The organism is Campylobacter sp. RM15925, assembly GCF_012978775.1.
GTDB lineage: Bacteria > Campylobacterota > Campylobacteria > Campylobacterales > Campylobacteraceae > Campylobacter_A > Campylobacter_A canis.
This window is the reverse complement of the sequence record NZ_LIWP01000013.1, coordinates 1-22,621: the sequence shown is the minus strand read 5'-3', so window position 1 is coordinate 22,621 and position 22,621 is coordinate 1. Positions and strand designations below refer to the sequence as shown.

Genomic DNA, 22,621 nt, shown 5'->3' with positions numbered 1-22,621 from the left:
CTAAATTTTAAAACGGTTTATAGACCATCATCCAGATGATGATGACCATGGCTATAGTAGGCACCTCGTTGTATGCACGAAAGAACATACCTGACTTGTTACAGCGTTTTTCGCGAAGCAGTTTCATGTATCTGCCAAGATCAAGATGGTATATCGCTAGCAGCACGACTACGGTAAGCTTTACATGCACATATCCGCTTTTAAGCAGGTCAGGTATCGCCACAAGTATCAAAATTCCCGTTAAAAACGTGCCGATGATAGAAACCCAGCCCACATAGTGATACATCTTATACTCTTGAACCTCGACCACCTTTACGAAGTCGGGTTTATCCATATGCTCTGCGTGATATACGTATAGGCGCGGTTGATAAAACAACACTGCCATCCACGATATGAACGCCAAGTAGTGAAAATACTTAATGAGATTATAGTATTCCGCCATTTACTCTCCTTTTATCTAAATAAAATTTCTTTTCTAGCTTCAAATTCGGCTTTGCTTATCCTGCCCTCTTCGTAAAGCTCATAAAGCCTTTTGAGCTGAGCTTCGAGATCTTGCTTTTTAAGCTCGTGTTTAAGTTCGTCTTTTTGCAAATTTTTCTCTACATGAACACCCGTAAGATATATATCAAACAGCCACCAAATACCCCAAATCAGCCAAAACAGCCAACCTATCAGTATCCAATATGTCATCGAGCCCATAAAAAACAGCGTCATCATAAAAAATCCGCTGATAAATTTGCCAAGATATATGCGATGCGCCCCGAACCAGCCGCAAAACAGCCAAAGCGCATAAGCGATATATACGTTGTTTCCCATTTTTCATCCTTTTTAAGTTTTATAAATTTAAGCGAATTTGCATCAAATTTATAAAATTTAAATGCGACTTTACGCGTTTGCTAGTACCCGCTCGGCTTTTATTTGACCGTACCTTTTGGCTTTTTAAAGCTTTGCCACAAGATAATACAAACCGCAACGTCAATCATAACATCTGCAAGGTTAAAAATAGCAAAACTAAACCACTTATGCCAATAAACATAATCCACAACTCCGCCATGCACGAAGCGATCAAGAATGTTTGAGCTGCCCGCACCAAGCAAAATTCCAATAGCTATGGTGTGATCTTTTAAAATTTCTTTTTGCCAGACAAGATATGCAAAAACGGCTACGATAAGAGCTACTTGGATGAATTTAAGCCACTCGCCAAGGCTTGCAAAAATCGAAAAGGCAACACCTTTGTTAAACGCAAGCACCAAAGAGAAGTATTCTCCCTGCCAGGTAAAGCCGTTTAAGAAAATTTGCTTAATGAGCTGATCGGCTATAAAAACGACAAAAAAAGCTATAAAAAATTTAATGAAAACTCTAGGCATTTAGAGCTTTAGTGAAGAATTTTTCCACTTCATCCATTCGTTTTTGCACTTTGTCGGGGCATTTTCCTTCAAGCAGAAGGCGGATTAAATTTTCGGTTCCCGAGTATCTAAATAAAGGTCTGATTCCGTCTTTTTTGAGATTTTCTTCGAGTGCTTTTAGTCCTTCTATGCTCTCAAGAGGTTTTTTATCTGCGACTTTTAAATTTAGCAAAATTTGCGGATATGGCTTGATCTCGCTTAAAATTTCGCTTGCTTTTTTGCCTTGAGTTAGCATGCAAGCGATAAACTGCATCGCAGCCACGAGAGCATCGCCTGTTTTGGCGTAATCTGAAAAGATTATGTGTCCGCTTTGTTCGCCGCCAAAATTTATACCGTTTTCTTGCATCATCTCAAGTACGTATTTATCGCCTACGTTTGCGCGAAGCAGCTTTATTTTATGCTTTGTAAGGTAGTCTTCAAGTGCGGCGTTGCTCATTACCGTAGCCACCACTCCGCCGCCTTTTAAGGCTTTGTTTTTATGAAGATACATCGCAAGCACTCCAATAAGCGCGTCTCCGTTTGCCACTTCACCCGTTTCATCAACTACGACAAGCCTATCGGCGTCTCCGTCAAAAGCAAGTCCGATATCAGCTCTTAATCTCACGACTTCGCTTGCTAAATTTTGCGGATAGAGCGCGCCGCAGTTTAGATTTATGTTGCTTCCGTTTGGCTCATCGTTTATCACGATGGTTTCCGCGCCAAGCTCGCTAAATATCGTCGGAGCCACTCTGTAAGCAGCGCCGTTTGCTACGTCTAAAACGACTCTTATTCCGTGCAAAGTCAAAGATTTCGGAAAGGAATTTTTGATATGAACGATGTAGCGACCGATAACGTCATCGATTCTCTTTGAAGCGCCGATTTCAAGCATATGTTTTTGGCTTTGAGAGATTAACTCATCGTCAAAATAAATTTTTTCTATCTCGGCTTCGGCATCTTCGGTTAGTTTATTGCCGTGTTTATCAAAAAATTTGATACCGTTATCGTAGTATGGATTGTGGCTCGCGCTTATCATGATGCCCGCATCACAGCGCATATCTTCGGTTAAAAACGCAATCGCAGGTGTAGGCATAGGACCGATTTGGCGCACGTTATAGCCAACCGCGGTAAGCCCCGCAACGATGGCTGTTTCTATCATATATCCGCTTCTTCTAGTGTCTTTGCCAAGTAAGATGGTATTAGTAACTTGAGCAAATTTACGAAAATAAATTCCAGCAGCCATCGCCAGCCTCATGGAAGTTTGCGCAGATAGTTTAGCTCCCGCCTTGCCTCTAACTCCGTCGGTACCGAATAGTTTCATATTTATCCTTCATGATTTAAAAGCTGTTTTGCCTTATCTATGATAAAATTTGTTGTATTCTATCAAAATTTCACAAATTTAAATACGTGAATTTTGACTGCTTTAAATTTCACTTAAATTAAGCGCTATTTAAAACTAAATTTTATATAATCACGGACTAAAATTATGAAAAAGGTATATTATGGCAAACCATAAATCTGCTGAAAAAAGAGCTAGACAGACGATAAAAAGAACCGAAAGAAACAGATTTTATCGCACAAGACTTAAGAATATCACAAAAGCCGTACGTGTAGCCGTAGAAGCTGGCGATAAAGAGACTGCTTTAAAAGCGCTAAAAGAAGCTAATAAAAGCCTGCACAGCTTTGTTAGTAAAGGATTTTTGAAAAAACAAACAGCTTCACGCCGTGTTGGACGCTTGGCGAAGCTTGTAAATACTCTAAACACAGCTGCTTAATCACTAAATTTTAAATGTTAGCTAATAAACTGCAACCGTTTTTGGATCGCTATGACGAACTTTCTCGTCTGTTAAGCGATCCTTCAATTACTCAAGATATCGCAAATATGACCAAGCTCTCCAAAGAGCAATCAAGTATAGAAGATATCAGAAATGCCTCTAAAGAGTATTTGCAAATTTTAGCCGACATTGACGAAAACAAACTTCTACTTGATGACGCTGAGCTTGGCGAGCTTGCTAAAGATGAGCTAAAGAGCCTTGAAATCCGTAAAGCCGAGCTTGAAGAAGAGATAAAAATTCTACTTCTTCCAAAAGATCCAAACGACGATAAAAACATATTCCTTGAAATTCGTGCAGGAACCGGTGGGGATGAAGCAGCACTATTTGTGGGCGATCTTTTTAACGCCTATGTGCGCTATACCGAGCTTCGCGGATACAAATTTGAAGTAGTAAGCCAAAGCGAAGGCAACACGGGCGGGTTTAAAGAGATAATATTGCTCGTAAAAGGAAACGGCGCATATTCAAGGCTAAAATACGAAGGCGGAACACATAGGGTTCAGCGTGTGCCTGAGACTGAAAGTCAGGGAAGAGTCCATACTTCGGCCGTTACTGTCGCAATCATGCCGGAGGTTGAAGATAGCGAAGTGGAGATAAATCCAAGCGACTTAAGAATCGACGTTATGCGAAGCTCCGGACACGGCGGACAAAGCGTAAACACAACCGATAGTGCCGTGCGTATCACACATATTCCAACGGGACTTGTCGTAACCAATCAGGACGGAAAAAGCCAGCATAAAAACAAAGAAGCTGCTATGAAAGTGCTTAAAGCTCGCCTTTATGAGATGCAAGAGGCTGAGCGCCTTGCAAAAGAGACTAGCGAGCGCAAGAGTCAAGTAGGCACAGGAGATAGAAGCGGTCGAATTCGCACCTACAACTTCCCTCAAAATCGCATAAGCGACCACCGTATAAACTTAACTCTTTATCGTTTAGATGCGATCATGGCGGGTGGGCTTTTTGACGAGATAATAGAGCCTCTTATCGCTCATCATCAAGCCGAAGCTATAGCTGCTGCCGGGTTATAAATTTATCATATATAAAAATTATATTAAACTATTAGTTACTTTTTTCTATTATTTAACTTAAGTTATATCTAGTTTGTATTTGATAATTTTAAATTTGTGATATAACCGCCTTAGATTAAGTCTTAGGCGGTTAAAGAGATTAAAAGTTGTATGTAAAGCTTAGATTAAACATTCTAGGATCGCCATAGACCATCTTGTTTTGACCTATGCCTTCAAAGTATTTTTTGTTAAACAAATTATCTATGTTTAGCTGTATATCAAAATTTTTACCTATTTTATAGCCTAGCATTAAGTTTGATAAGGTGTAAGCCTTTTGTGTAATCTGATTATTTCCGCTACCTGTATATATCTTGCTTTTATATTGCAAACCTGTTCCTATTCTAAAGTTTTCTATACTGTATTTCGCAAATAAATTTGCAGTAGTTCTAGCTGCTTCGGTATCGAATTTTTTACCTTCGGCATCTTTGGCTTCAAAATGTGCAAGACCAAAGCTTAGGCTCAAATTTCTATTTATCTCTCCATTTAAATCAAACTCAAATCCTCTGCTTGTTACGCCTTTTTTAGCCTCATAGGCATCTGTAGTCGTGCCTGCAATTTTTAGACCTGTCTTTGCGCCAAGCTTGTCTTGAATGATCTTAAATACTCCAAAAGAAGCCGATAGTGCTCCGTCAAAATACTCGCCTTTAATTCCAAGTTCGTAATCCTTGCCTTGAATTGGATCTAAGTATTTATCGTTGATATCCTTAACAGTTTGAGGCTTAAAGATACTTGTATAGCTTGCGTAAATGGAGTGATTATCGTTTATATCATATACTATTCCAAAATAAGGAGTAACTTCTTGAGTGAAATTTCTATTGCTTACCCCACCCGTAATTTTGTATTTATAGTAACTCATTCTTGCACCGATTAAAAATTTCAAGTCATCTCGTAATGAGAATTTATTAGCAAAATATACTGCTTTTTGAACTGTCTTGTCGGCATTGTTTTGATCTATGTAGGGTAATCGTGGATCTTTTAAATATAGATTGTTAAAATTTATAATCGTTTCTGCCGTGTAAGCAATTCCTGCAGGAGTGTTTTTACTATTCCAGTAGCTGCTTACGCTATCTGCATCTTTTTTGTAGTTATTATACATCGCACCGAATACAAACTCATGCGGTAATTCAAACACTTCATACGGCAAATTTACATACGAGTCGATATTGTGTATATTTTCCTCTCTTTTGTTTGCATAAACGCTAAGACCACTTATATTACCTATATTGTCTAGACCTACCTTTCCTCCGTAATAGAGTAAATTCGAATCTGTATTAGCTCTTCTAAAAGAGTATGACAAGTTTAAGCTTGCTTCATTTTCGAAGTAATGTCTAAAATCGGCATAAAAGTCAAGAGTTTTGATATCCCATCTTGTCCAAGGTTGAGAGAAAATTTGATTTTTGCTAAATTCTCTTCTGTTGTTGTCGGTGTAAAATGCAGGCATTCCTCCCCAGCGAACTCCATGGCGTTTTAATTCCTGATAAAAGCTCCCCAGACTTATCCATGAGCTGTCGCCTATATCGGCATCAACTAAACCGTAAACAGCTGTATTTTTACGGTTATAATAATCCATATAAGATCGTGAGTCTTCATGACTAAACGATGCCCTTGCTCTTATGCTAGCGTCTTCGTTTACCGGAGTTTGTATGTCTCCGGAAACACCGTATTTATCATATGAGCCTGCGCTTAGTTTAAAATTTCCCTTAAGCTCTTTAGAGTCGGCTCTTTTGCGTATAAAATTTAGACTAGCTGCAGGATTTCCTGCGCCAGACAATAAACCGTTGGCTCCTTTTACTGCTTCTACTCTTTCGTAAGGTAGCATACTCATATCGTTTGCTCCTAAGCTAAAACCACCAAAACTTGGCATGGAATCAAGCAGATAATAATCTATCGCAAAACCACGTGCTCTAGGATATACACGCTCATCCCATTTATTAAGAGTAACACCCGGTACATTTCTAAGTAAAACTTGATAGTCGTTTATATTTAGGTCTTTTAGCTTGGCTTCAGTTATTACATGAACGGATTGCGGTGTTTGGCGAGAAGTTAAGTTGAGTCTAGTAGTTCCTTTGACAAGTTCTTTGGAGTTATAGTTTATATCGTCTCGTCTTTGCTCGATAGTAACCTCTGTACCTTCTAATACTTTGTTTTGATCGGCTAAAATTTGCGAGGCTAATAGCAAATTCATAGCAACTATGCTAGAAAACAGATATCTGCTTTTCATCTTTTTCTCCTTTTAAATTTGTTCTTTTGATCCATAAATAAAGTCCGGAAATAGTTAAAATTAATGGTGTAAGTCCTATCAAAAACCATATAAATTTGGTAGTTTCGTTGTAATACCCAAAATGAGCTTTTCTAAAAGATGACAGAAATTTTTCTTTAAAATTTGCGTTATCAATGTCTTTGATATATAACAATTCACCGCTATTCTTATCGTACGTGATTTGACTGGCATATTCATCATATAAGAAGCTTTGTCCATCTTTATACCCGTAAAGAGTTATGTTTGCACCATTAAAAGCAGGAAAACCTATATAATGGAGCTTAAAGCCAGGCAGATCCGATTTGGCTCTTTTAATGATACTTTCAACCGATAAATTTTTATTATAAATTTGTTCGTTTATAATAAAATTTGAGTTGTCAAATTTTGGAAGAAATAAAAATCTTAATTCCCACCAAGCTCCAGTTAGTGATATTGCAAGCAAGATAGGAGTTGAAAAAACTCCTATGAATTTATGTATATCACTCATAAAAATAGCGACTTTAGCAAATCTTAATCTAAATAAATTTTTCCAAAAATTTTTATAGACAGCAAAACCAGTAATTGAAATTATAAAGATTAAAATTCCGATAATACCTACAAAAATTTTACCGTTTTTCCCCAAAAGCAGATTTGCGTGAATTCCTAGTATGATTCCAGTAATCCCGCTATATAAAGGATTTGGTTCGGTTTTTATCTCTCCGCTAAAAGCATCTATATATAGATAGCTCCATTCTTTTTCTCCGTGCTTAACGAGCCAAACTTTATCAGCCGTATTTGTGTTTTTGTTTATATGCCAGCCTACTATTTGACTATTTTCATGGCGTTTAGATACGAAATTTAAAAGTATGTCAAAATCAAGCCTTTCTTTTTGGCTTGAACCGTACGTTTTTATCTTTTGAGGTATTAGTATGTGGTCAATCTCATCTTTATAAACCGGCAATGAACCGCTAAAACATATAATAACAAGCGGTATAAAAAATATAAGTGAGATATAGGCGTGAATTTTATATATCATTTTTTTGCTGATCAAACTCATATATTTAAATACCATTTTTATATTATCTACTTATTAAAAAAAGTGAGAGATTTTATCATTTTGTATATTAATAATTTCTAAAATTATTATCAAAATAATTTTTATTGAAATTGTAAATATAGATCCTATGAAGATTTTAAATTTTTAAACGCATAAACTCCGTTTTTTACTCGCTTAAAAATTTTTCTATTTTCAAGTAGTTTTATCGTTTCTATGACTGTCGGTTTGCTTGAATTTGTAGCATTGCAAATTTCTGCAATTGTGAAATTTATAAATCCGTTTTCATCTAAATTTTGGATAAAAAACTCAATTATCTCAAATTTCTTTTCGCCGATTAAAGTGCCAAAAATTTCTCTTTCAAGCGAGTTCAAAATTTATCCCAAATCGCATATATCCACACTCCTGCGCAAAGCGTGTTGCATATCATTACCGCAGCGCTTCCCGCGTCTTTTGCCGCACCTGCAAGAGGATGAATTTCAGGGCTTGCAAGATCTACTATACGCTCAATTGCTGAGTTTATGCACTCGCAAACCAGAACCAAAACCATACTAAAAATCAAAAATAAATTTAAAATCGCGCCGAAATTCCAAAACAAAAGAGAGATAAAAGCGGGCAAAAATATATAAATTTCAAGCCTAAAGCTGCTTTCGTTTTTAAAAATTTCCTTTAGTCCTGCGATCGCGTAACTCCAATTTTTAAAGAATTTGTATTTTGGTTGATTTCTCAATTTTAGACCTTAAATTTTTGAATAATTATATCAAAATAGACTCTTAAATTTAGGTTGAGTGCGTATAATTGCAATTAAAAAGGACTGAATTTGAAACTGATTTCATGGAACGTAAACGGACTTCGCGCGGTCGCAAGCAAAGACGGATTTAATTGGATTGATGAGTATAAGCCCGATTTTTTAGGACTTCAAGAGATAAAAGTAAAAGAAGCTGATGTGCCTAGCGAGATTTACAAGCTCGGATTTAGCGATGTAAGCGTAAATTCGGCCGTTAGAGCAGGGTATTCGGGCGTGATGAGCCTTAGTAAGTTTCCGTTAGCTACTCTAAAATCTCAGTTTTTTAACGACGATGAGGGGCGAGTTTTGGAGCATAGGTTTGGTAATATCGTACTTTTTAACATATACTTTCCAAACGGGCAAAAGGATGATGAAAGGCTTGCTTATAAGATGGATTTTTATGCGAAATTTCTAGCCTACTGCAATGAGCTTGTGCGTGAGGGCAAGGACGTGATATTTTGCGGAGACGTTAATACCGCTCACCGCGAGATAGATCTTAAAAATCCAAAGGCGAATTCTAAGACTTCAGGCTTCTTGCCGATTGAGCGAGCGTGGATAGATGAGGTTATAAAGCACGGATTTATCGATACTTTTAGACACATTCACGGCGACAAAGAGGATGCTTATTCGTGGTGGAGCTATAGATTTAACGCTAGAGCTAAAAATGTCGGCTGGAGGATTGATTATTTTTTCATTTCGGCAAGCCTTAAAGATCGCCTTAAGGACGCATTTATACTTAGTGATATAACGGGAAGCGATCATTGCCCCGTGGGAATTGAAATAGAAATTTAATCGTTTTTCGTTTTTATAAATTCGCATTGCTTTTATTTATTTAGTAAGGATTAAACTCCTAGTTTGGCTAACTAGTCGGCTAAATTTAATCGGGCAAGTTAAATTTAGCTCTAAACGCAAAGAGCTTGAAAATTCATATCAAATTTTAAATTCGTATCCAAATATATGGCTTTTTAAAAAAGACGCTTTAATATAAACTAGTTGCTTTAAGATCTGATACTTTTAAAAAGTATCACCCAAATCGCAAGTAGCAGGTATATGGCAATGCCCATTACCATAGCCATAGTTAGTATCTTAAACACTTCTATCGTTTCATTGTGAGCGCCTGCCGCGTCAAGGTATGGCACGGCGAGATATCCGCCAACTCCGATTATCAAAAGTAAGAAATAGCACTTCCAAGAGAATATAAAATTAAACATTTCGAGCCTTTTTGCGCTTAAATTTTTACAATTATATTCAAATTTGGGTGAAATTTTATAGATATGCGTTAATAAATAGAGTTGTTTAAGTTTTGATTAATAATCTTAATTTTTATTTACCGATTTTAAATAATATATTAACGAGGCTGCATTAAAATACCGCAATTTTAAATAAAATAAAGGATAAAAAATGAGAAAAGTTAATAAAATTTACAAATCAAATAGTGCACATTGGGTCGGAGACGGATTTTTAGTTCAGCCACTTTTTAGTCACATGGGCGAAGATCGTGGCACTGATCCTTTTTTAATGCTTGATTACGCTGCACCTCAGGTTTTTAAACCGAATTTAACGGACTTTCCAAGAGGAGTCGGACACCATCCGCATAAAGGATTTGAGACTGTAACGATAGCTTATAGCGGCGAGGTCGCACATAAGGATTCAAGTGGCGGCGGCGGAGTTATAAAATCGGGCGACGTGCAATGGATGACGGCGGGTGCGGGCATAGTGCACGAGGAGTTTCACTCTTTGGATTTTAGCCGTTCGGGCGGTCTATTTGAGATGGTTCAGCTCTGGGTAAATTTACCTAAAAAGCATAAAAACACTCCTGCAAAATACCAGCACTTATCGCGCGAATCAATTCCTGTGATCAAATTTGCAGACGGTGCGGGACAAGCAAGGATCATAGCTGGCGAATTTGATGGAGTAAGCGGAGCGGCAAGCACATTTACGCCGATGAATGTTTGGGACGTTATGATAAATTCCGGCAAAGAAGCGGTTATAAACGTACCTGCTTCACATTCGCTTTCTATGGTTGTTTTGCGCGGGGAAGCTGTTTTTAACGGCAATGAAAGAGCGGGCGAGGCTCAGCTGGTAAATTTTGAAAAAGGCGACGGTGAAGTGAGAGTAAAAGCAGTCGGACAAGATGTAAAAATCTTGCTTCTTTCGGGCGAGCCTATAGATGAGCCGATTGTCGGATATGGACCGTTTGTGATGAATACAAAAGATGAAATTCGCCAAGCTATTGATGATTATAACAGCGGAAAATTCGGTAGCATAGGCTAAATTCGAGCTGTTAGTGCGGAGTTATAAAATAGTAAGCGTAAAATCAAAACGGCTTTAAATGAGCCAAGAACCCATGGTCTAAAAGATGGGTGATGAGAATTTTTACGCTTATACCTATGAGTATAACTCCGCCTAAAATAAGAGCCTTTTTTTCTAAAACTATACCCAAAAATTTGCCCGCATAACACGCTAAAACGCATAGTATAAAGCAGATAGATCCTATCAAAATACTAGTATAAATGATATCTATATTCTCAAAGCTAAACGTCACTCCGACAGCCAGCGCATCGATGCTTGTGGCTATTGCGCCCATAGTTAGGACTTTTAGTCCTAGGTCATTTAAACAGGCTTCGTCTTTATGCTCTCTTGCTTCAAGTATCATTTTGATACCCAAAAACGAAAGTATGCCAAATGCGACAAAATGATCTATGGAAGCTATGAAGCTTACGAAGGTTAGCCCTAAAAAATATCCCAAAAAAGGCATAAGAGCTTGAAAAAAGCCAAATATAAAAGAGACTTTAATGACCCCTGAAACGGTTAATGCGCGGCATTTTGCACCGCTTGCGATACTGAGCGCTACGCTATCCATGGCAAGGGCGAAAGCTAATAATAAAAGCTCCATAAATTCTCCTGAAAAAGGCTAATTTTACATTAAAACTAATTTTTTTAAGATTAAAATTCGGCTTTATTTGATGGAATTAAAATTTGATATTTTATGAGCGCAAATTTAGCGTATAAAGATAAATTTCAAGTGATGAAAAGCCAAAATTTAATATCATTTTATCTACTTGCCAAGCCGAATTTATGCTTGCAGGGTTAAATTTAAAGGATATTATTATGAAAAAAATCGTGATTTTAGCACTATTTTTTGCTTTAAGCGCTTTTGGTACGGATTGGGGTAAGATGGTTGGAGACGGGCTTAAAGCCGTAAATCAAGCCTCTACAAAGAGCGATTATAAAAGCATGGTAAGCTCGGCTCTTGAGTATGCCGTAAAAGAGCTTTCAAATGACGGATTTATCAAAAATGCCGCGGCTAAAATTCCGCTTCCGCCAAGCTTGCAAACGGCTGCAAATTTGGCAAAGAAAGTTGGCGGCGACAAGTGGGCAAACGAGCTGGTTGCTTCCATAAATAAAGCCGCAAGTAGCGCAGTTTCTGGAGCTGCCGATGTCTTTTCAAAAACTATAAAAAACATGAGTGAAAGCGATGTCAAAAAGATCATGAACGGCGGAAATGATAGTTTTAGTAAATTTTTGCAACAAAATTCAAGCAAGGAGCTTGAAAAGATATTTAAGCCGATAATTGAAAAGATGATGAGTCAAAACAGCTTTGCAACCGCTTATAACGGGCTAAATTCATTTGTGAAAAATTCTCTTGGCGGCTCGGAGAGCATGAAGTCGGTTAAATCGGTTGCCTCAAGCCTTGGAATGGGCGAATATGTAACAAACGATGGCGAGGATCTAAACGGATACATCACGAGAAAGACGCTTGATGGGCTATTTAAAGTGATGAGCGAAAATGAAAAGTCGCTTAGAAGCGATCCTGTGGGTTACGGCAAAAAAGCTATTGAAAATATCTTTAAATAACTTTTAGCTTAAATTTAAACCCATAATATGACGAAAAAGATAAAGGAATTTGGCGCCGATCTTGCTCTTGTAGTCGTTGCCGTCGTGTGGGGCGTGACGTTTTTACCGATGGCTGAAGCGCTTAAGAGCAACGGCGTTTTTGTCATTTTATTTTGGAGATTTTTAATCTCAACTCTGTTAATGGGTTTGATTTCGATTAAATTTGTTAAGAAATTTGACCCAAATTCTCTTAAATTCGGCTCTTTGCTAGGCGTGTTTTTATTTGCGGGCTTTGCGCTTCAAACCTTTGCTCTTAAATACACTTTTAGCTCGACCGTCGCTTTTATCACGGGATTAAATGTAGTTTTTGTGCCTTTTATAGTATTTCTGTTTTTTAGGCAAAAAGTCTATGTTTATTCGTTTATAGGAGCCTTTTTATCGGCTTTTGGGCTGTATTTGCTAAGCGATAGCGAGCTTGGGTTTGGCAGAGGAGAAATTCTCTCCGTGCTTTGTGCCGTTGCTTATTCTGTTCATATCATATTTACGGGCGTTTTTGTGCGCAAATGCGAGCTTTATCAGATGGTTTGCATGCAGTTTTTGGTAGTAACCGCTCTATGTCTTTTTGCGGCTCTTGTTTTTGATACGCATAGCGTTTTGCCTGTGGCTAACTATGCATTTTTTAAAGCCGTTATCATAACTTCGGTGTTTGCGACCGTCTTTGCATTTTTTGTTCAGTCGGCGATGCAGCGCTACACAACTCCTATGAAAACCGCTCTTATCTTTACTTTTGAGCCTGTTAGTGCGGGGCTTTTTGGGTATTTTGTTGGCGGGGAAATTTTAAGCTCGTGGCAGATTTTAGGAGCTTTGCTTATACTTTTTGGAATTATAATCAGTGAAGTGGGAAGCTACTACAAGAGTCAAAAAGCTTAAATTTCGTTATCTTACAAGCGCAAATTTTAAAATTAACCAAATTTAGTGTCTGTTTATAGCCGTAAATATAAAAAAGCAGATTGAGGCTATAAGTATTATGCTTGCTCCACTTGTTAAGTTTGCCTCAAAGCTAAGCCAGAGCCCCGATATGCAAAACGCAGCCGAGATGAGAGTGGCGTTTAGCATCATTGCGCCAAGGCGTTTAGAGAAATTTTGCGCTATATAAGGCGGTATGGTAAGTAGGGCGATGACTAAGATAAGCCCCACTGCGCGTATCGTCATCACGACACTTAGCGCCATCATGCAGACTAGCACATAGTATAAAAGTGTGGTTTTTACTCCTCGAAGTTTGGCAAATTCCGCATCAAAACTAAGGGCTTCAAACTGCCTGTAAAACAGCGTAACTATAAGCAAGATGACGCAATCAACCGCCGCCATAAAGGCTAAATCGCTATCAGGCACCGCTAAAATAGAGCCAAAAAGATAGCTCATGAGATCTACGTTATATCCGGGCGTTAGATCGATTAAGATGATGCCAAACGCCATTCCAAACGCCCAAAGTGCACCGATAACCGAGTCCATTTTGCTCTTATCGTTTAGCGTGATAGTAGCTATCAGGAGTGCTAGAAATATCGCAAATCCGCTTGCTCCAAGAAGCGGCTCAAGCGAAAAATAAAACGCCAGCCCAAGTCCGCCGTAAGCTCCGTGCGCTATGCCTCCTGCGATGAAAACCATGCGATTTATAACTACAAGCGAGCCGATAACTCCGCACGCGATACTTACTAAAAGCCCTGCCATAAGGGCGTTTTGCATGAATTCCAAATTTAGCGCTTCTAGCATTTTTGCCCTTTGTTTAAGCTCTTGCAACCACACTCCTTAAGCGCGATCTCGACATCGCAAAAGTGATTATGCTCGTGTGCAAGATGAGCGATGAATTCTTGCTTGGATCGATCGGGCGCGATGTCGTGCATGTGAATTTTGTGATTTACGTAAGCAACTTTCGTAGCGAAGCTAAGTGCGATATTTACGTCATGGCTTATCAAGATGACACCGATTCCTTCTTTGTTTATATCGCTAAGCAGGCTGTAAATCGCAGCTTGTCCTTTGGTGTCGATGCTTGCGGTTGGCTCATCAAGCATGAGAATTTTAGCCTTTGCACAAAGTGCTCTTGCGATATAAACTCGTTGTCTTTGACCGCCTGAGAGCTCGCCTATGCGGGAGTTTACAAACTCGCTCATGCCGACTTTTTCAAGCGCTTTCATCGCTTCTAGTTTATCCTCTTTTGTATAAAAGCCGAAAATTTTCCTATCGATTCGCCCCATAAGCACCACTTCTAAAACCCTCATCGGAAAATTTGCATTTATGAAGATGTTTTGAGGGACGTATCCTATGGTTTTGCTAACCTCGCTTGGGTTTTTATCAAATATCTTTATCTCGCCGCTTTTAGGTCTTAAAAGCCCTAGCATAAGGCGAAGTAGGGTTGATTTGCCCCCGCCGTTTGGACCTATGATAGCTAGAAAATCCTTGATATCATAGCTTAAATTTATATTTTCAAATATCAAATTCTCATCGTATCCAAACGATAAATTCTCTATCTTAACTCCGTTCATAAAACCGATATCCTGCCTGCGATAAAAAACATAAAAGCTCCCAAGCCAAACATCACTAAAAGAGCTAGGAATTCGCAGTAAATTTTTAAATTTTTATATTTTGAGAGCGCATTTACCTTCGTGCCAAAGACTGCCGCGATAAATATAACTACGCTCATGCCAAGCGCCATAAAAACGCCGCTCATCACGCCTATAAGCCAGCTATTTAAGCTAAACGCAAGTATAAAGACGATGATAGTTCCAGGACACGGCACAAGCGAGGCTGCAAGCGCTACAAACCACTCGTTTAGGCTCTTTGGCTTAACTTCCATTGCTTTACAAGCCGCACATCCGCAGTCTGCCTTGTGAGGGCTAAATTTGTAGTTATGAACCTTTGGCTTGAGCGATTTTAGCTTCGTAAATATCATATAAGCAGAGATCGCCATGATGATCAGGGCTGAAATTTTAGTCGTCAAATTTGCAGCGGAATTTGCTACGTTTGCCGCAAAACTTTCAAGCAAACTCATGGTAATCCAAACCAACATGAGCGCGCCAAGCACATGCAAAATGCCGATTTTAAGCGAGAAGCCAAAAGCTTTTAAGTAGCTGCCTCCGCTTGCCGCAAAATACGATGTCGTAAGCAGTTTGCCATGTCCCGGGCCCGCTGCGTGCAAAAAGCCGTAGACGAAGCTAAAAAGCATGATGAGGGCAAATTTCGAAGCTTCAAATGCGGTTGAGTTTTCTTTGATGAGCTCTTTTAGTCTGTCTAAAAATCCTATCGTGGTTCTAGCAAGAGAGTTAAATTTCGCTTCGTCTATCGCGTCAATCTCTTCTAAATTTTTGTTTTTTACAAGCGAGCTAAGCTCAGGCTTGTCTTTGTTTGAAATTTTAGGTTTTTGCTCGCTCATCTCAAAAAACACGGTGTTTAAATTTGAATTTGGCACTATGAAAATGGATTCGGTTATCCTGTAAGGCTCGTTATTTGCGATTTTGAAGTTAAAAAATCCTTCGCGATCGATTATCTCAAACACAACCACACGGCGAGGCAAAATTTCTAAATTTAGCTCTAAAACATACTCGAAATTTAGCCTGTTTTCTTCGATATAAACGCGCTGGCTCTTTGTTTTGACGAATAAATTTTCGCTCGCACCCTCGCCGTCATAAAAGCTAACCGTAGTAAGATACCCGCGCGGCACGATGTAGTCAAGCAAGGACTTTTGGACATTCCAAGCTTCTTTTTCGTTTAGCTTTTTATCGGCATCCTCGTCGTATCCTTGCATGGTTAGCTCGGTGAAATTTTCTGAAAACGTCCATGTTATCGTAGCTGTTTTAATCGTGTCGCTCCATGCGTCAAATTTGATCTGCGCATGAGCTGTGGGTGTGTAAAGCGCACAAAGCGCACACGAGTAGGCAATGGACGCAAAAAGCGTAAGTGCGGCCAGTATGCGCCCAAATTTCATCATTAAAGACTCTTAGCGAAAATTTCGGCTGTCTTTTTAAGCTCAGCCTCCCAATCAAGCGGGAGCTGATCTATCTCAACTACCTTTGCACCCGTTTCTTTTGCGATTAAATTTGCCGATTTTTTAGAAAACTGAGGCGCTACGAAGATGACCTTTACGCCGTGCTCTTTTGCCTCCTTGATGAGGTTTGCAAGCTCTGCAGGTTTTGGCTCTTTGCCCTCGACTTCTATAGAAATTTGCTCTAAATCATAGCGCTTTGCAAAGTATCCCCAAGATGGGTGATACACGATAAATTCGCGGTTTTTAAGATTTGCAAGCTTGTCCTTGATGAATTTGTCAAGCTCGTCTAGCTTAACGAGAAATTTCTCATAATTTGCGTTATAAAGCTCTTTGTGCTCGGGAAAAACTCTAACAAGTCCGTTTAGGATGTTTTTAGCCTGAGTTTTTACAAGCACCGGATCAAGCCAGATGTGTGGATCAAGCCCGTCGTGGCTATGACAATGCACTTTTCCGTTGTGTTCGTGGCAATGCTCTTTTTTATCGTGCGCGTGCCCCTCATGCTCATGCTCTTGCATAGCGACTCTTTCTATCCCTTTTTGAGTAAAAATAAATTTTAGCTTTGGAAACGACTGCTGAAATTTCGGCAACCAAACCTCTTCAAATTCAATGCCTATGGCAAAATAAAGTTTGCTGTTTTCAAGAGATTTCATCTGCTTTGGCTTTGGCTCGTAAGTGTGAGGATCGGTTCCTAAAGATACCATGGTATTTACTTCAACCGTGTCGCCTGCGATCTGTTTTACGAAAAATTCCTGAGGTAATATACTTACGCTAACGACGGGTTTTGCAAAGCATGCAAGCGCGCCAAAACATAAAAAAGCTAAAATTTTCTTCATCTTAAACCTTTTTTCAAAATTTTTAGGGAAGTATAGCAAAAGCAACTTAGTTGCGAATTAATGCTTTTTTATATAAATTTTAGTATGATAGCTTTTGAGATTAAACGAAAGGATGAGATGTCGCCTCAAGAGCTCTTAAGGATAAACGATATAAAGGCAACTCCGCTTCGGTTGCAAATTTTAGAAATTTTATCTCGCGCCGATACTCCGCTTGGGTACGATGAAATTCTAAGCAAAATTAAGGCCAATAAAACGACATTTTACCGCTCGATGGAGATTTTTGAAGCTAAAGGCATTATCGTAAAAAACGAAAACAACCATAAAAATTTCTATGAGCTTGCAGGCGAAGCAAAGGCGTATTTTGTCTGTGATGTTTGCAGAAAGATGACAAATATCGATATGCCGAATTTAAACCAAAGCCACGTTAAAAGCGTAGTCGTAAAGGGAATTTGCGACGATTGCTTTTAAATTTCCTCATTTTCGCCGTAAAGCTCCGCAAGATGACCCGGGATCGCCTTTGGACGCTTTTTGTCAAGGTCAAAATATACGTAAGTGGTTATGGCTTTAGCTATGATCTTGCCGTCTTTTATAAATTCGTAAAATCTGTTTGAACTAACTTTTCTAGCCTGCTTTGTCCATGTTTTTATCTCGATCTCGTCGCCTAAATAAATTTGCTCTAAATAGTCGATTTCGTTGCGTTTTATAACCCAAGTCGAGTTGTTTTTAAGCTGCTCTTCAAATGTATCTCCTACGAAATTTGAGTGCGCAAAAGCCGCTTCTTGCATCCAGATAAGATAGTATGCGTTGTTTGCGTGGTTGTTTATGTCTATGGCCTCTTTGCCTACTTTAAATTTGTAGCTAAAAATTCTCATATTTGTCCTTTTGTTTGATACAATTGTAACTCAAATTTTTAAAAAGGCGGTTTTATGAAGAGCTCTTGGGATAAAAAAGCGGCTAATTACTCAAGATATGAGGGCGAACTTAACGAATTTCAAAAAGAATTTTTTGATAAGTTAGATAAATACGGAATAGACTTTAAAGAAAAAACTCTTATAGATGTGGGTTGTGGAACAGGCGTGAAAACTCTTCATCTTGCTAAAATGTGTAAAAACGTAACAGGTCTTGACCTCTCGACCAAGATGCTTGAGGTTATGAGCGATGACGCTCGCAAATTCGGTATCTCAAATTTAAGGATAGTTGAGAGCGATTGGACAAGTTTTAAGCTTGATCAAATTTACGATATAGCTTTTAGCACGATGAGTCCTGCGATCGCAACCGTGGAGGATTTTGATAAATTTACAAGTGCAGGCAAGCAAAGAGTTTATCTGTGGTGGAACAAGCCTAGAAATTCGGACTTAATCAATAAATTTTATGAAATTTACGGCGAGAGAAAAGGGTGGTTTGATAGAGCAAGCGGGTTTGAGTATCACTTGCAAATGCAAAAAATTCCTTTCAAATCAGAGATTATTGAAGAGGTAAGAAGCAAGGATTTGAGTTTGCAGGAAGCTTACGAAAATGTTACTTGGCATTTAGAAATCGGCGAAATTAAATTTAATGAAAAATCCCTTAAAAACGAACTTGAAAAGCAAAGTATAAACGGAAAAATAACAGAAACTATCAGCTCTTCAATGAAACTTTTGGTGTTTTAGGATATAATCGGATAATTTTTTGTCGGAGAGTATTTTGAGGTTTTTGTTGATATTTTTAATGTCTATGTCGCTTTTTGCAGGCAATCAGCTATTTACTCCGATTGAGTCTATTGAATATGACTATAAAAAAGCGCAGCTTGGTAAAAACCTTTTTTACGATACTAGACTTAGCCCAAGCGGAACTATATCCTGTGAAAGATGTCATAATCTTTACTGGAATACAAGCGGTACGATAGATCACAATATCAAAGTTTCCATAAGCGGCTATATGAATCCTCCTACCGTGCTAAATGCCGCGTCGAATTTTTTGTTTTTCAAAAACGGTAGAGTAAGAAATATGAAAGATCAGGTCATAGAGAGCATAACCGATCTAAATCAGCTTGGAAGCACAAAGGAATTCGTGGTAAAAAAAGTAAGCTCCAACGCTAAATATAGAAGCCAGTTTTATGCCGTTTATGATGAGGGAGTAACTTTTGAAAATATAGTTGATGCTATAGCGGAATTTCAAAAAGCTCTTATAACTCCCAATGCAAGGTTCGATCAGTTTTTAAGAGGCGATGAAAACGCCCTTAGTAGTGATGAAAAAAGAGGTTTTGAACTGTTTAAAAAAGTCGGATGCATAAACTGCCATAGCGGCAGAAATTTGGGCGCAAATGTATATTATAACGTCCAGCTTGACGATAATTCAGTTAAAGCCGAGACGGGGTATTATAAGGTACCCGGACTTAGAAATATCGCTAAAACGGCTCCGTATTTTTACAACGGTAAGCAGGATAATTTAAAAGAGGCGATCAGGCATGTTTCAGGACTTCAGGTATCTCAGGACATCACTGATGAAGAGATGGAATTTATATATAAATTTTTACTTACTTTAAGCGGCGAAAAGCCTGAAATTTTAAAATGAAAAACAAAATTATATTTTTAAAATTGCTGTTTTTGTCTTTGGCGCTGATTTTATTTATGGGTGCTATGATAACCTATAAGGCAAACAAAGATGTTTTGGAAGGTTATAGGTGGAGCAACTATATAACCGATCTGGTTAGGATAAATAAAGAGATTAAATTTATACTAGATAAGACGTTTTTGCAAGCCGATCACGATAAAATGATGCAGCTAACTAATGATTTTAGCGGTATCGTGAATGAAATTTTATATACTAAAAAGCATAAATCCTTTAACGAAGTTCCGGTAAATCTTGAAACCATAGAAAGAGTCAAGGAAATTTTCGATAAAAAAATAAATTTGATAGATAATTTTAACTCCGTTGCTATACTGGCCAAATTCATATATGACGATATAATCTTTAAAGATCTTTATAGAAGCAGTTATTTTGATAGCGTTATGCCTAGCATTTTGCTCTTTAGATATGATATAAACGCAAATTTAAAAAAACCATACAAGCTTTTAAGCGAGTATTTTGAAAGAGCGGAGCTTAATAAGCACGACATAAGCTTCCTGCATGGAGCCAAGGAGCTTGTAGAGTATTATCAAGAGGCGCAGATAACTTTAAATGAAATTTATGGACTAAATTTGCAAGAGCAACTTGATAAGCTTGTTGTAGAAAGTCAGCAATATATCAACAAGTCCATCTCGAATTTAAAAAATATGACCAGAATTTTTATCCTACTCATAGCCATATCGATAATTTTGATATTTTTTACATTTTTAAAAAGCAAAAGAATATTAAAAAGATCAAACCACCTGCATCAAGCCATCGATAATATATTTAGTTCGGTTATGTTTATAGATACAGATAGAAAAATTAAATATGTAAATAAAATTTTTGAAGAAACTACCGGCTATAAGCCCGAAGAGGTTATAGGAAAAAGCACCGACATACTAAAATCCCATACTCACGTGAATGAATTTTACGAAGATATCATCAAAACTTTAGAAAGCAATAAAATTTGGAGATGCAATGAGTATGTAACGGAGTCAAAAAACGGCGATTTGATTTATGAGCAAGTTATGTTCTCTCCTTTGTTTGATGAAAAGGGCAAAAGAGAAGGCTATCTGTCGGTAAAATTTGATAGAACTCAAGAAATTTTAAACGCAAAAGAGCTTGAGAAAAAAGATATCGAGCTTAGAAACAAGGCTCTTTATGATAGGCTCACTGGATTTGGTAGCTATTTTGGTCTTACGCAAAGGCTTACGGAGCATCCAAGCGGTATGATCATCTATATAAATATCAATAACTTTATGGATTTTCGCTTCTTTTACAAGACAAAGACGATAGAGCTTATTATCACTTCATTTGCCAATACAATCCAGCTTTGTATTGATACTTATAAGATAAATGCAAGCGTTTATAGAGTGCAGTTTGATGAATTTTGTATCTGGTATGACGGTAATAATGTCCAAAGAGATATAAGCAGGATTAAAGATTATTTCGTAGCTAACGACCTTTATATCGTAGTCGATGATAAAAAAGAGTTTATCCCGAACATAAAAACCACTATCGGCGTTAGTTTGGCGCAAGATACTATTCAGACAAACCGCCTAACTCAAGCTATGCTTGCTCACCACGAGGCTAAGTATAGAGGTGAAGATGTTTATTACTACACCGAAAACAGCCACATAGAGCAGCAGTATTATCAAAACCAAATCATGTCAAGAACTATCGAATACGCTATTTATAACAATACCATTATCGTGGAGTGTCAAGGCGTATATGACATATCCTTTAACGTAAAAAATCCTAAGGTTAAATATTACGAAGTTCTTGTGCGTCTCATCGACGAACACGGCAAGATGCGCTATCCTGGGGAATTTTTGGATATCGCTAAGAAAATTTCTCTTTATAACGACATAACTAAAAAAGTCATAGGTCATGTATTTAGACTGGTTGAAAGGTTTCCCGATCTTAAATTTTCGATGAATCTTTCAAATAGCGACATCATCAATTCCCAAATTCGTGATCTTATAGAACAAAAGCTTAGAATTTGCTCGTATCCTGAGCATGTTTATTTTGAAATTTTAGAATCCGAAGGTGTAGATGACTATGAAGCGGTAAATGATTTTATCCACAAAGTAAGCAGCTACAACTCTAAAATCGCAATTGACGATTTTGGTAGCGGCTACTCAAACTACTACCGAATTTTAGAGCTTGATATAGATACTATTAAAATCGACGGCTCTATAATCAAAAAGCTTCCTTTTGATAAAAACGCCAGGTATCTAATGCAAACCATCATCGATTTTGCCAATCGCCAAAATTACAATGTAGTAGCTGAATTTGTAAGCACTCCTGAAATTTTAGCCGAAGTTAAAAAATTCGGTATCAAATACGCTCAAGGCTTCTTGCTTGGCAAGCCTATCTCGCCTGACGATCTAAAAAAAGATACTAAAAAATAATTCGCTTTTATCCTAGGCTTATAAATTTATATGCCTAATTCTTTTAAATTCTATTATCTAAATTTAATTACTAAAATTCTATAATTTAAAATATAAAATAGGATATAAACTTGAAGTATAAAACTTATATTGCCATTGATGATACCGATGAAATAGGATATACTAAATCCACTGGTATGCTTACTGAAAATATAGCTGAATTTATAAATGACCGCTTTTGTGAATGTTCTTTTATAAGTCGCCATCAGTTGCTAATTGACGAAAGAGTAAATTACACTTCGCACAACAGCTCAATGTGCTTTAGCACCTATCTTAACGAAGTTCAAAGAGATGAGGTTATTAAATTTGCACAAGCTTTTTTGATAAAAGAAAGCGCGCCTAGCAGTGAGCCGGGGATCGCGGTTGCCTTTGAAAAAGATATCTTAAATTTAAATTCTCTTATCGAATTTGGCAAAAGAGCAAAAGTTGAGTTTATAACAAAAGATGAAGCTTATGATGAGGCAAAAAGACAAAACATCTATCTTAAAGAGCTTAAAAATGAAGGCAGAGGA

The 22,621-nt window shown here is 37.8% G+C and carries 26 protein-coding genes; 11 read left to right on the top strand and 15 right to left on the bottom strand.

Translation table 11 applies throughout. From position 1 onward, the window contains the following. Positions 1-7: 7 nt before the first annotated feature. From hemJ to glmM, 4 genes are all read right to left on the bottom strand, one after another. Positions 8-442, bottom strand: coding sequence for a protoporphyrinogen oxidase HemJ (gene hemJ / locus CDOM15925_RS08120; RefSeq protein ID WP_169942910.1), 435 nt, complete (start codon positions 440-442; stop codon positions 8-10). 11 nt (positions 443-453) lie between these two features. Further along, on the bottom strand, positions 454-816 hold the full coding sequence (locus CDOM15925_RS08115) for an NINE protein (RefSeq protein ID WP_169942909.1): 363 nt from the start codon (positions 814-816) through the stop codon (positions 454-456). Positions 817-914: 98 nt separating this feature from the next. Next, the gene (lspA, locus tag CDOM15925_RS08110; RefSeq protein WP_169942908.1) at positions 915-1,367 is read right to left on the bottom strand and encodes a signal peptidase II; all 453 of its coding nucleotides are present in this window, start codon (positions 1,365-1,367) and stop codon (positions 915-917) included. Beyond that, entirely contained in the window at positions 1,360-2,703 is a 1,344-nt protein-coding gene (gene glmM / locus CDOM15925_RS08105; protein WP_169942907.1) for a phosphoglucosamine mutase, read from the bottom strand. The genes lspA and glmM overlap by 8 nt, the downstream gene beginning before the upstream one ends. Before the next feature lie 181 nt (positions 2,704-2,884). Between glmM and rpsT the strand changes: the two genes are divergently transcribed. Beyond that, positions 2,885-3,157 carry a 30S ribosomal protein S20 gene (gene rpsT, locus CDOM15925_RS08100; protein ID WP_169942906.1) on the top strand — a complete coding sequence of 91 codons (273 nt, stop codon included), beginning with the start codon at positions 2,885-2,887 and terminating at the stop codon, positions 3,155-3,157. Positions 3,158-3,171: 14 nt separating this feature from the next. Continuing rightward, a complete protein-coding gene (gene prfA, locus CDOM15925_RS08095) occupies positions 3,172-4,239 on the top strand; it encodes a peptide chain release factor 1 (RefSeq protein ID WP_169942905.1) in 1,068 nt (355 codons plus the stop codon). A 139-nt stretch (positions 4,240-4,378) separates the two neighbouring features. On the opposite strand, the gene CDOM15925_RS08090 is transcribed toward prfA, so the two are convergent. The 4 genes from CDOM15925_RS08090 to CDOM15925_RS08075 form a co-directional block, all read right to left on the bottom strand. Beyond that, positions 4,379-6,499 (bottom strand): TonB-dependent siderophore receptor, encoded by a 2,121-nt coding sequence (locus CDOM15925_RS08090; RefSeq protein WP_169942904.1) that lies wholly within the window; start codon positions 6,497-6,499, stop codon positions 4,379-4,381. After that, positions 6,474-7,553 (bottom strand): PepSY-associated TM helix domain-containing protein, encoded by a 1,080-nt coding sequence (locus CDOM15925_RS08085; protein WP_249934718.1) that lies wholly within the window; start codon positions 7,551-7,553, stop codon positions 6,474-6,476. The genes CDOM15925_RS08090 and CDOM15925_RS08085 overlap by 26 nt, the downstream gene beginning before the upstream one ends. A gap of 146 nt (positions 7,554-7,699) precedes the next feature. Further along, the gene (locus CDOM15925_RS08080; RefSeq protein ID WP_169942903.1) at positions 7,700-7,945 is read right to left on the bottom strand and encodes a replication/maintenance protein RepL; all 246 of its coding nucleotides are present in this window, start codon (positions 7,943-7,945) and stop codon (positions 7,700-7,702) included. After that, positions 7,942-8,301, bottom strand: a complete 360-nt coding sequence (locus CDOM15925_RS08075) for a diacylglycerol kinase (RefSeq protein WP_169942902.1) — start codon at positions 8,299-8,301, stop codon at positions 7,942-7,944. Before CDOM15925_RS08075 ends, CDOM15925_RS08080 begins: the two co-directional genes overlap by 4 nt. 90 nt (positions 8,302-8,391) lie before the next feature. Between CDOM15925_RS08075 and CDOM15925_RS08070 the strand changes: the two genes are divergently transcribed. Continuing rightward, positions 8,392-9,150, top strand: coding sequence for an exodeoxyribonuclease III (locus tag CDOM15925_RS08070; protein WP_169942901.1), 759 nt, complete (start codon positions 8,392-8,394; stop codon positions 9,148-9,150). A 206-nt stretch (positions 9,151-9,356) separates the two neighbouring features. Here CDOM15925_RS08070 and CDOM15925_RS08065 read toward each other — a convergent pair whose 3' ends face one another. After that, on the bottom strand, positions 9,357-9,569 hold the full coding sequence (locus CDOM15925_RS08065) for a hypothetical protein (protein WP_169942900.1): 213 nt from the start codon (positions 9,567-9,569) through the stop codon (positions 9,357-9,359). 190 nt (positions 9,570-9,759) lie between these two features. Here CDOM15925_RS08065 and CDOM15925_RS08060 point away from each other — a divergent pair, with 190 nt between their 5' ends. After that, a complete protein-coding gene (locus CDOM15925_RS08060; RefSeq protein WP_169942899.1) occupies positions 9,760-10,632 on the top strand; it encodes a pirin family protein in 873 nt (290 codons plus the stop codon). A gap of 43 nt (positions 10,633-10,675) precedes the next feature. Here the strand turns inward: CDOM15925_RS08060 and CDOM15925_RS08055 are convergent, their stop codons facing one another. Then, positions 10,676-11,254, bottom strand: coding sequence for a manganese efflux pump MntP (locus CDOM15925_RS08055; protein WP_169942898.1), 579 nt, complete (start codon positions 11,252-11,254; stop codon positions 10,676-10,678). A gap of 215 nt (positions 11,255-11,469) precedes the next feature. On the opposite strand from CDOM15925_RS08055, the gene CDOM15925_RS08050 reads away from it, so the two are divergent. Together CDOM15925_RS08050 and CDOM15925_RS08045 are read left to right on the top strand one after the other, a co-directional pair. Continuing rightward, positions 11,470-12,216, top strand: coding sequence for a DUF4197 domain-containing protein (locus tag CDOM15925_RS08050; protein WP_169942897.1), 747 nt, complete (start codon positions 11,470-11,472; stop codon positions 12,214-12,216). A 27-nt stretch (positions 12,217-12,243) separates the two neighbouring features. Then, entirely contained in the window at positions 12,244-13,125 is an 882-nt protein-coding gene (locus tag CDOM15925_RS08045; RefSeq protein ID WP_169942896.1) for a DMT family transporter, read from the top strand. Between the two features lie 42 nt (positions 13,126-13,167). On the opposite strand, the gene CDOM15925_RS08040 is transcribed toward CDOM15925_RS08045, so the two are convergent. Genes CDOM15925_RS08040 through CDOM15925_RS08025 form a run of 4 tightly spaced genes read right to left on the bottom strand, consistent with a single transcriptional unit; the run spans position 13,168 to position 17,067 of the window. Beyond that, complete coding sequence (locus CDOM15925_RS08040) at positions 13,168-13,965, bottom strand: metal ABC transporter permease (RefSeq protein WP_169942941.1); 798 nt, start codon at positions 13,963-13,965, stop codon at positions 13,168-13,170. Next, complete coding sequence (locus CDOM15925_RS08035) at positions 13,959-14,735, bottom strand: metal ABC transporter ATP-binding protein (protein ID WP_169942895.1); 777 nt, start codon at positions 14,733-14,735, stop codon at positions 13,959-13,961. The genes CDOM15925_RS08040 and CDOM15925_RS08035 overlap by 7 nt, the downstream gene beginning before the upstream one ends. After that, a complete protein-coding gene (locus tag CDOM15925_RS08030) occupies positions 14,732-16,177 on the bottom strand; it encodes a HoxN/HupN/NixA family nickel/cobalt transporter (protein ID WP_169942894.1) in 1,446 nt (481 codons plus the stop codon). The genes CDOM15925_RS08035 and CDOM15925_RS08030 overlap by 4 nt, the downstream gene beginning before the upstream one ends. Further along, positions 16,177-17,067 carry a metal ABC transporter solute-binding protein, Zn/Mn family gene (locus tag CDOM15925_RS08025; protein WP_169942893.1) on the bottom strand — a complete coding sequence of 297 codons (891 nt, stop codon included), beginning with the start codon at positions 17,065-17,067 and terminating at the stop codon, positions 16,177-16,179. Before CDOM15925_RS08025 ends, CDOM15925_RS08030 begins: the two co-directional genes overlap by 1 nt. A gap of 117 nt (positions 17,068-17,184) precedes the next feature. On the opposite strand from CDOM15925_RS08025, the gene CDOM15925_RS08020 reads away from it, so the two are divergent. Further along, entirely contained in the window at positions 17,185-17,535 is a 351-nt protein-coding gene (locus tag CDOM15925_RS08020) for a Fur family transcriptional regulator (RefSeq protein ID WP_169942892.1), read from the top strand. Here the strand turns inward: CDOM15925_RS08020 and CDOM15925_RS08015 are convergent. Further along, positions 17,532-17,939 (bottom strand): acyl-CoA thioesterase, encoded by a 408-nt coding sequence (locus CDOM15925_RS08015; RefSeq protein WP_169942891.1) that lies wholly within the window; start codon positions 17,937-17,939, stop codon positions 17,532-17,534. The genes CDOM15925_RS08020 and CDOM15925_RS08015 overlap by 4 nt on opposite strands. A 54-nt stretch (positions 17,940-17,993) precedes the next feature. Between CDOM15925_RS08015 and CDOM15925_RS08010 the strand changes: the two genes are divergently transcribed. The 4 genes from CDOM15925_RS08010 to CDOM15925_RS07995 all read left to right on the top strand — a co-directional run. Next, on the top strand, positions 17,994-18,716 hold the full coding sequence (locus CDOM15925_RS08010; protein ID WP_169942890.1) for a class I SAM-dependent methyltransferase: 723 nt from the start codon (positions 17,994-17,996) through the stop codon (positions 18,714-18,716). A 34-nt stretch (positions 18,717-18,750) separates the two neighbouring features. Next, complete coding sequence (locus tag CDOM15925_RS08005) at positions 18,751-19,620, top strand: cytochrome-c peroxidase (protein WP_249934717.1); 870 nt, start codon at positions 18,751-18,753, stop codon at positions 19,618-19,620. Further along, on the top strand, positions 19,617-22,070 hold the full coding sequence (locus tag CDOM15925_RS08000; RefSeq protein ID WP_169942889.1) for an EAL domain-containing protein: 2,454 nt from the start codon (positions 19,617-19,619) through the stop codon (positions 22,068-22,070). The genes CDOM15925_RS08005 and CDOM15925_RS08000 overlap by 4 nt, the downstream gene beginning before the upstream one ends. A 110-nt stretch (positions 22,071-22,180) precedes the next feature. Continuing rightward, positions 22,181-22,621 (top strand): hypothetical protein (locus tag CDOM15925_RS07995; protein WP_211436714.1); only part of this gene is annotated, 441 nt, incomplete at its 3' end.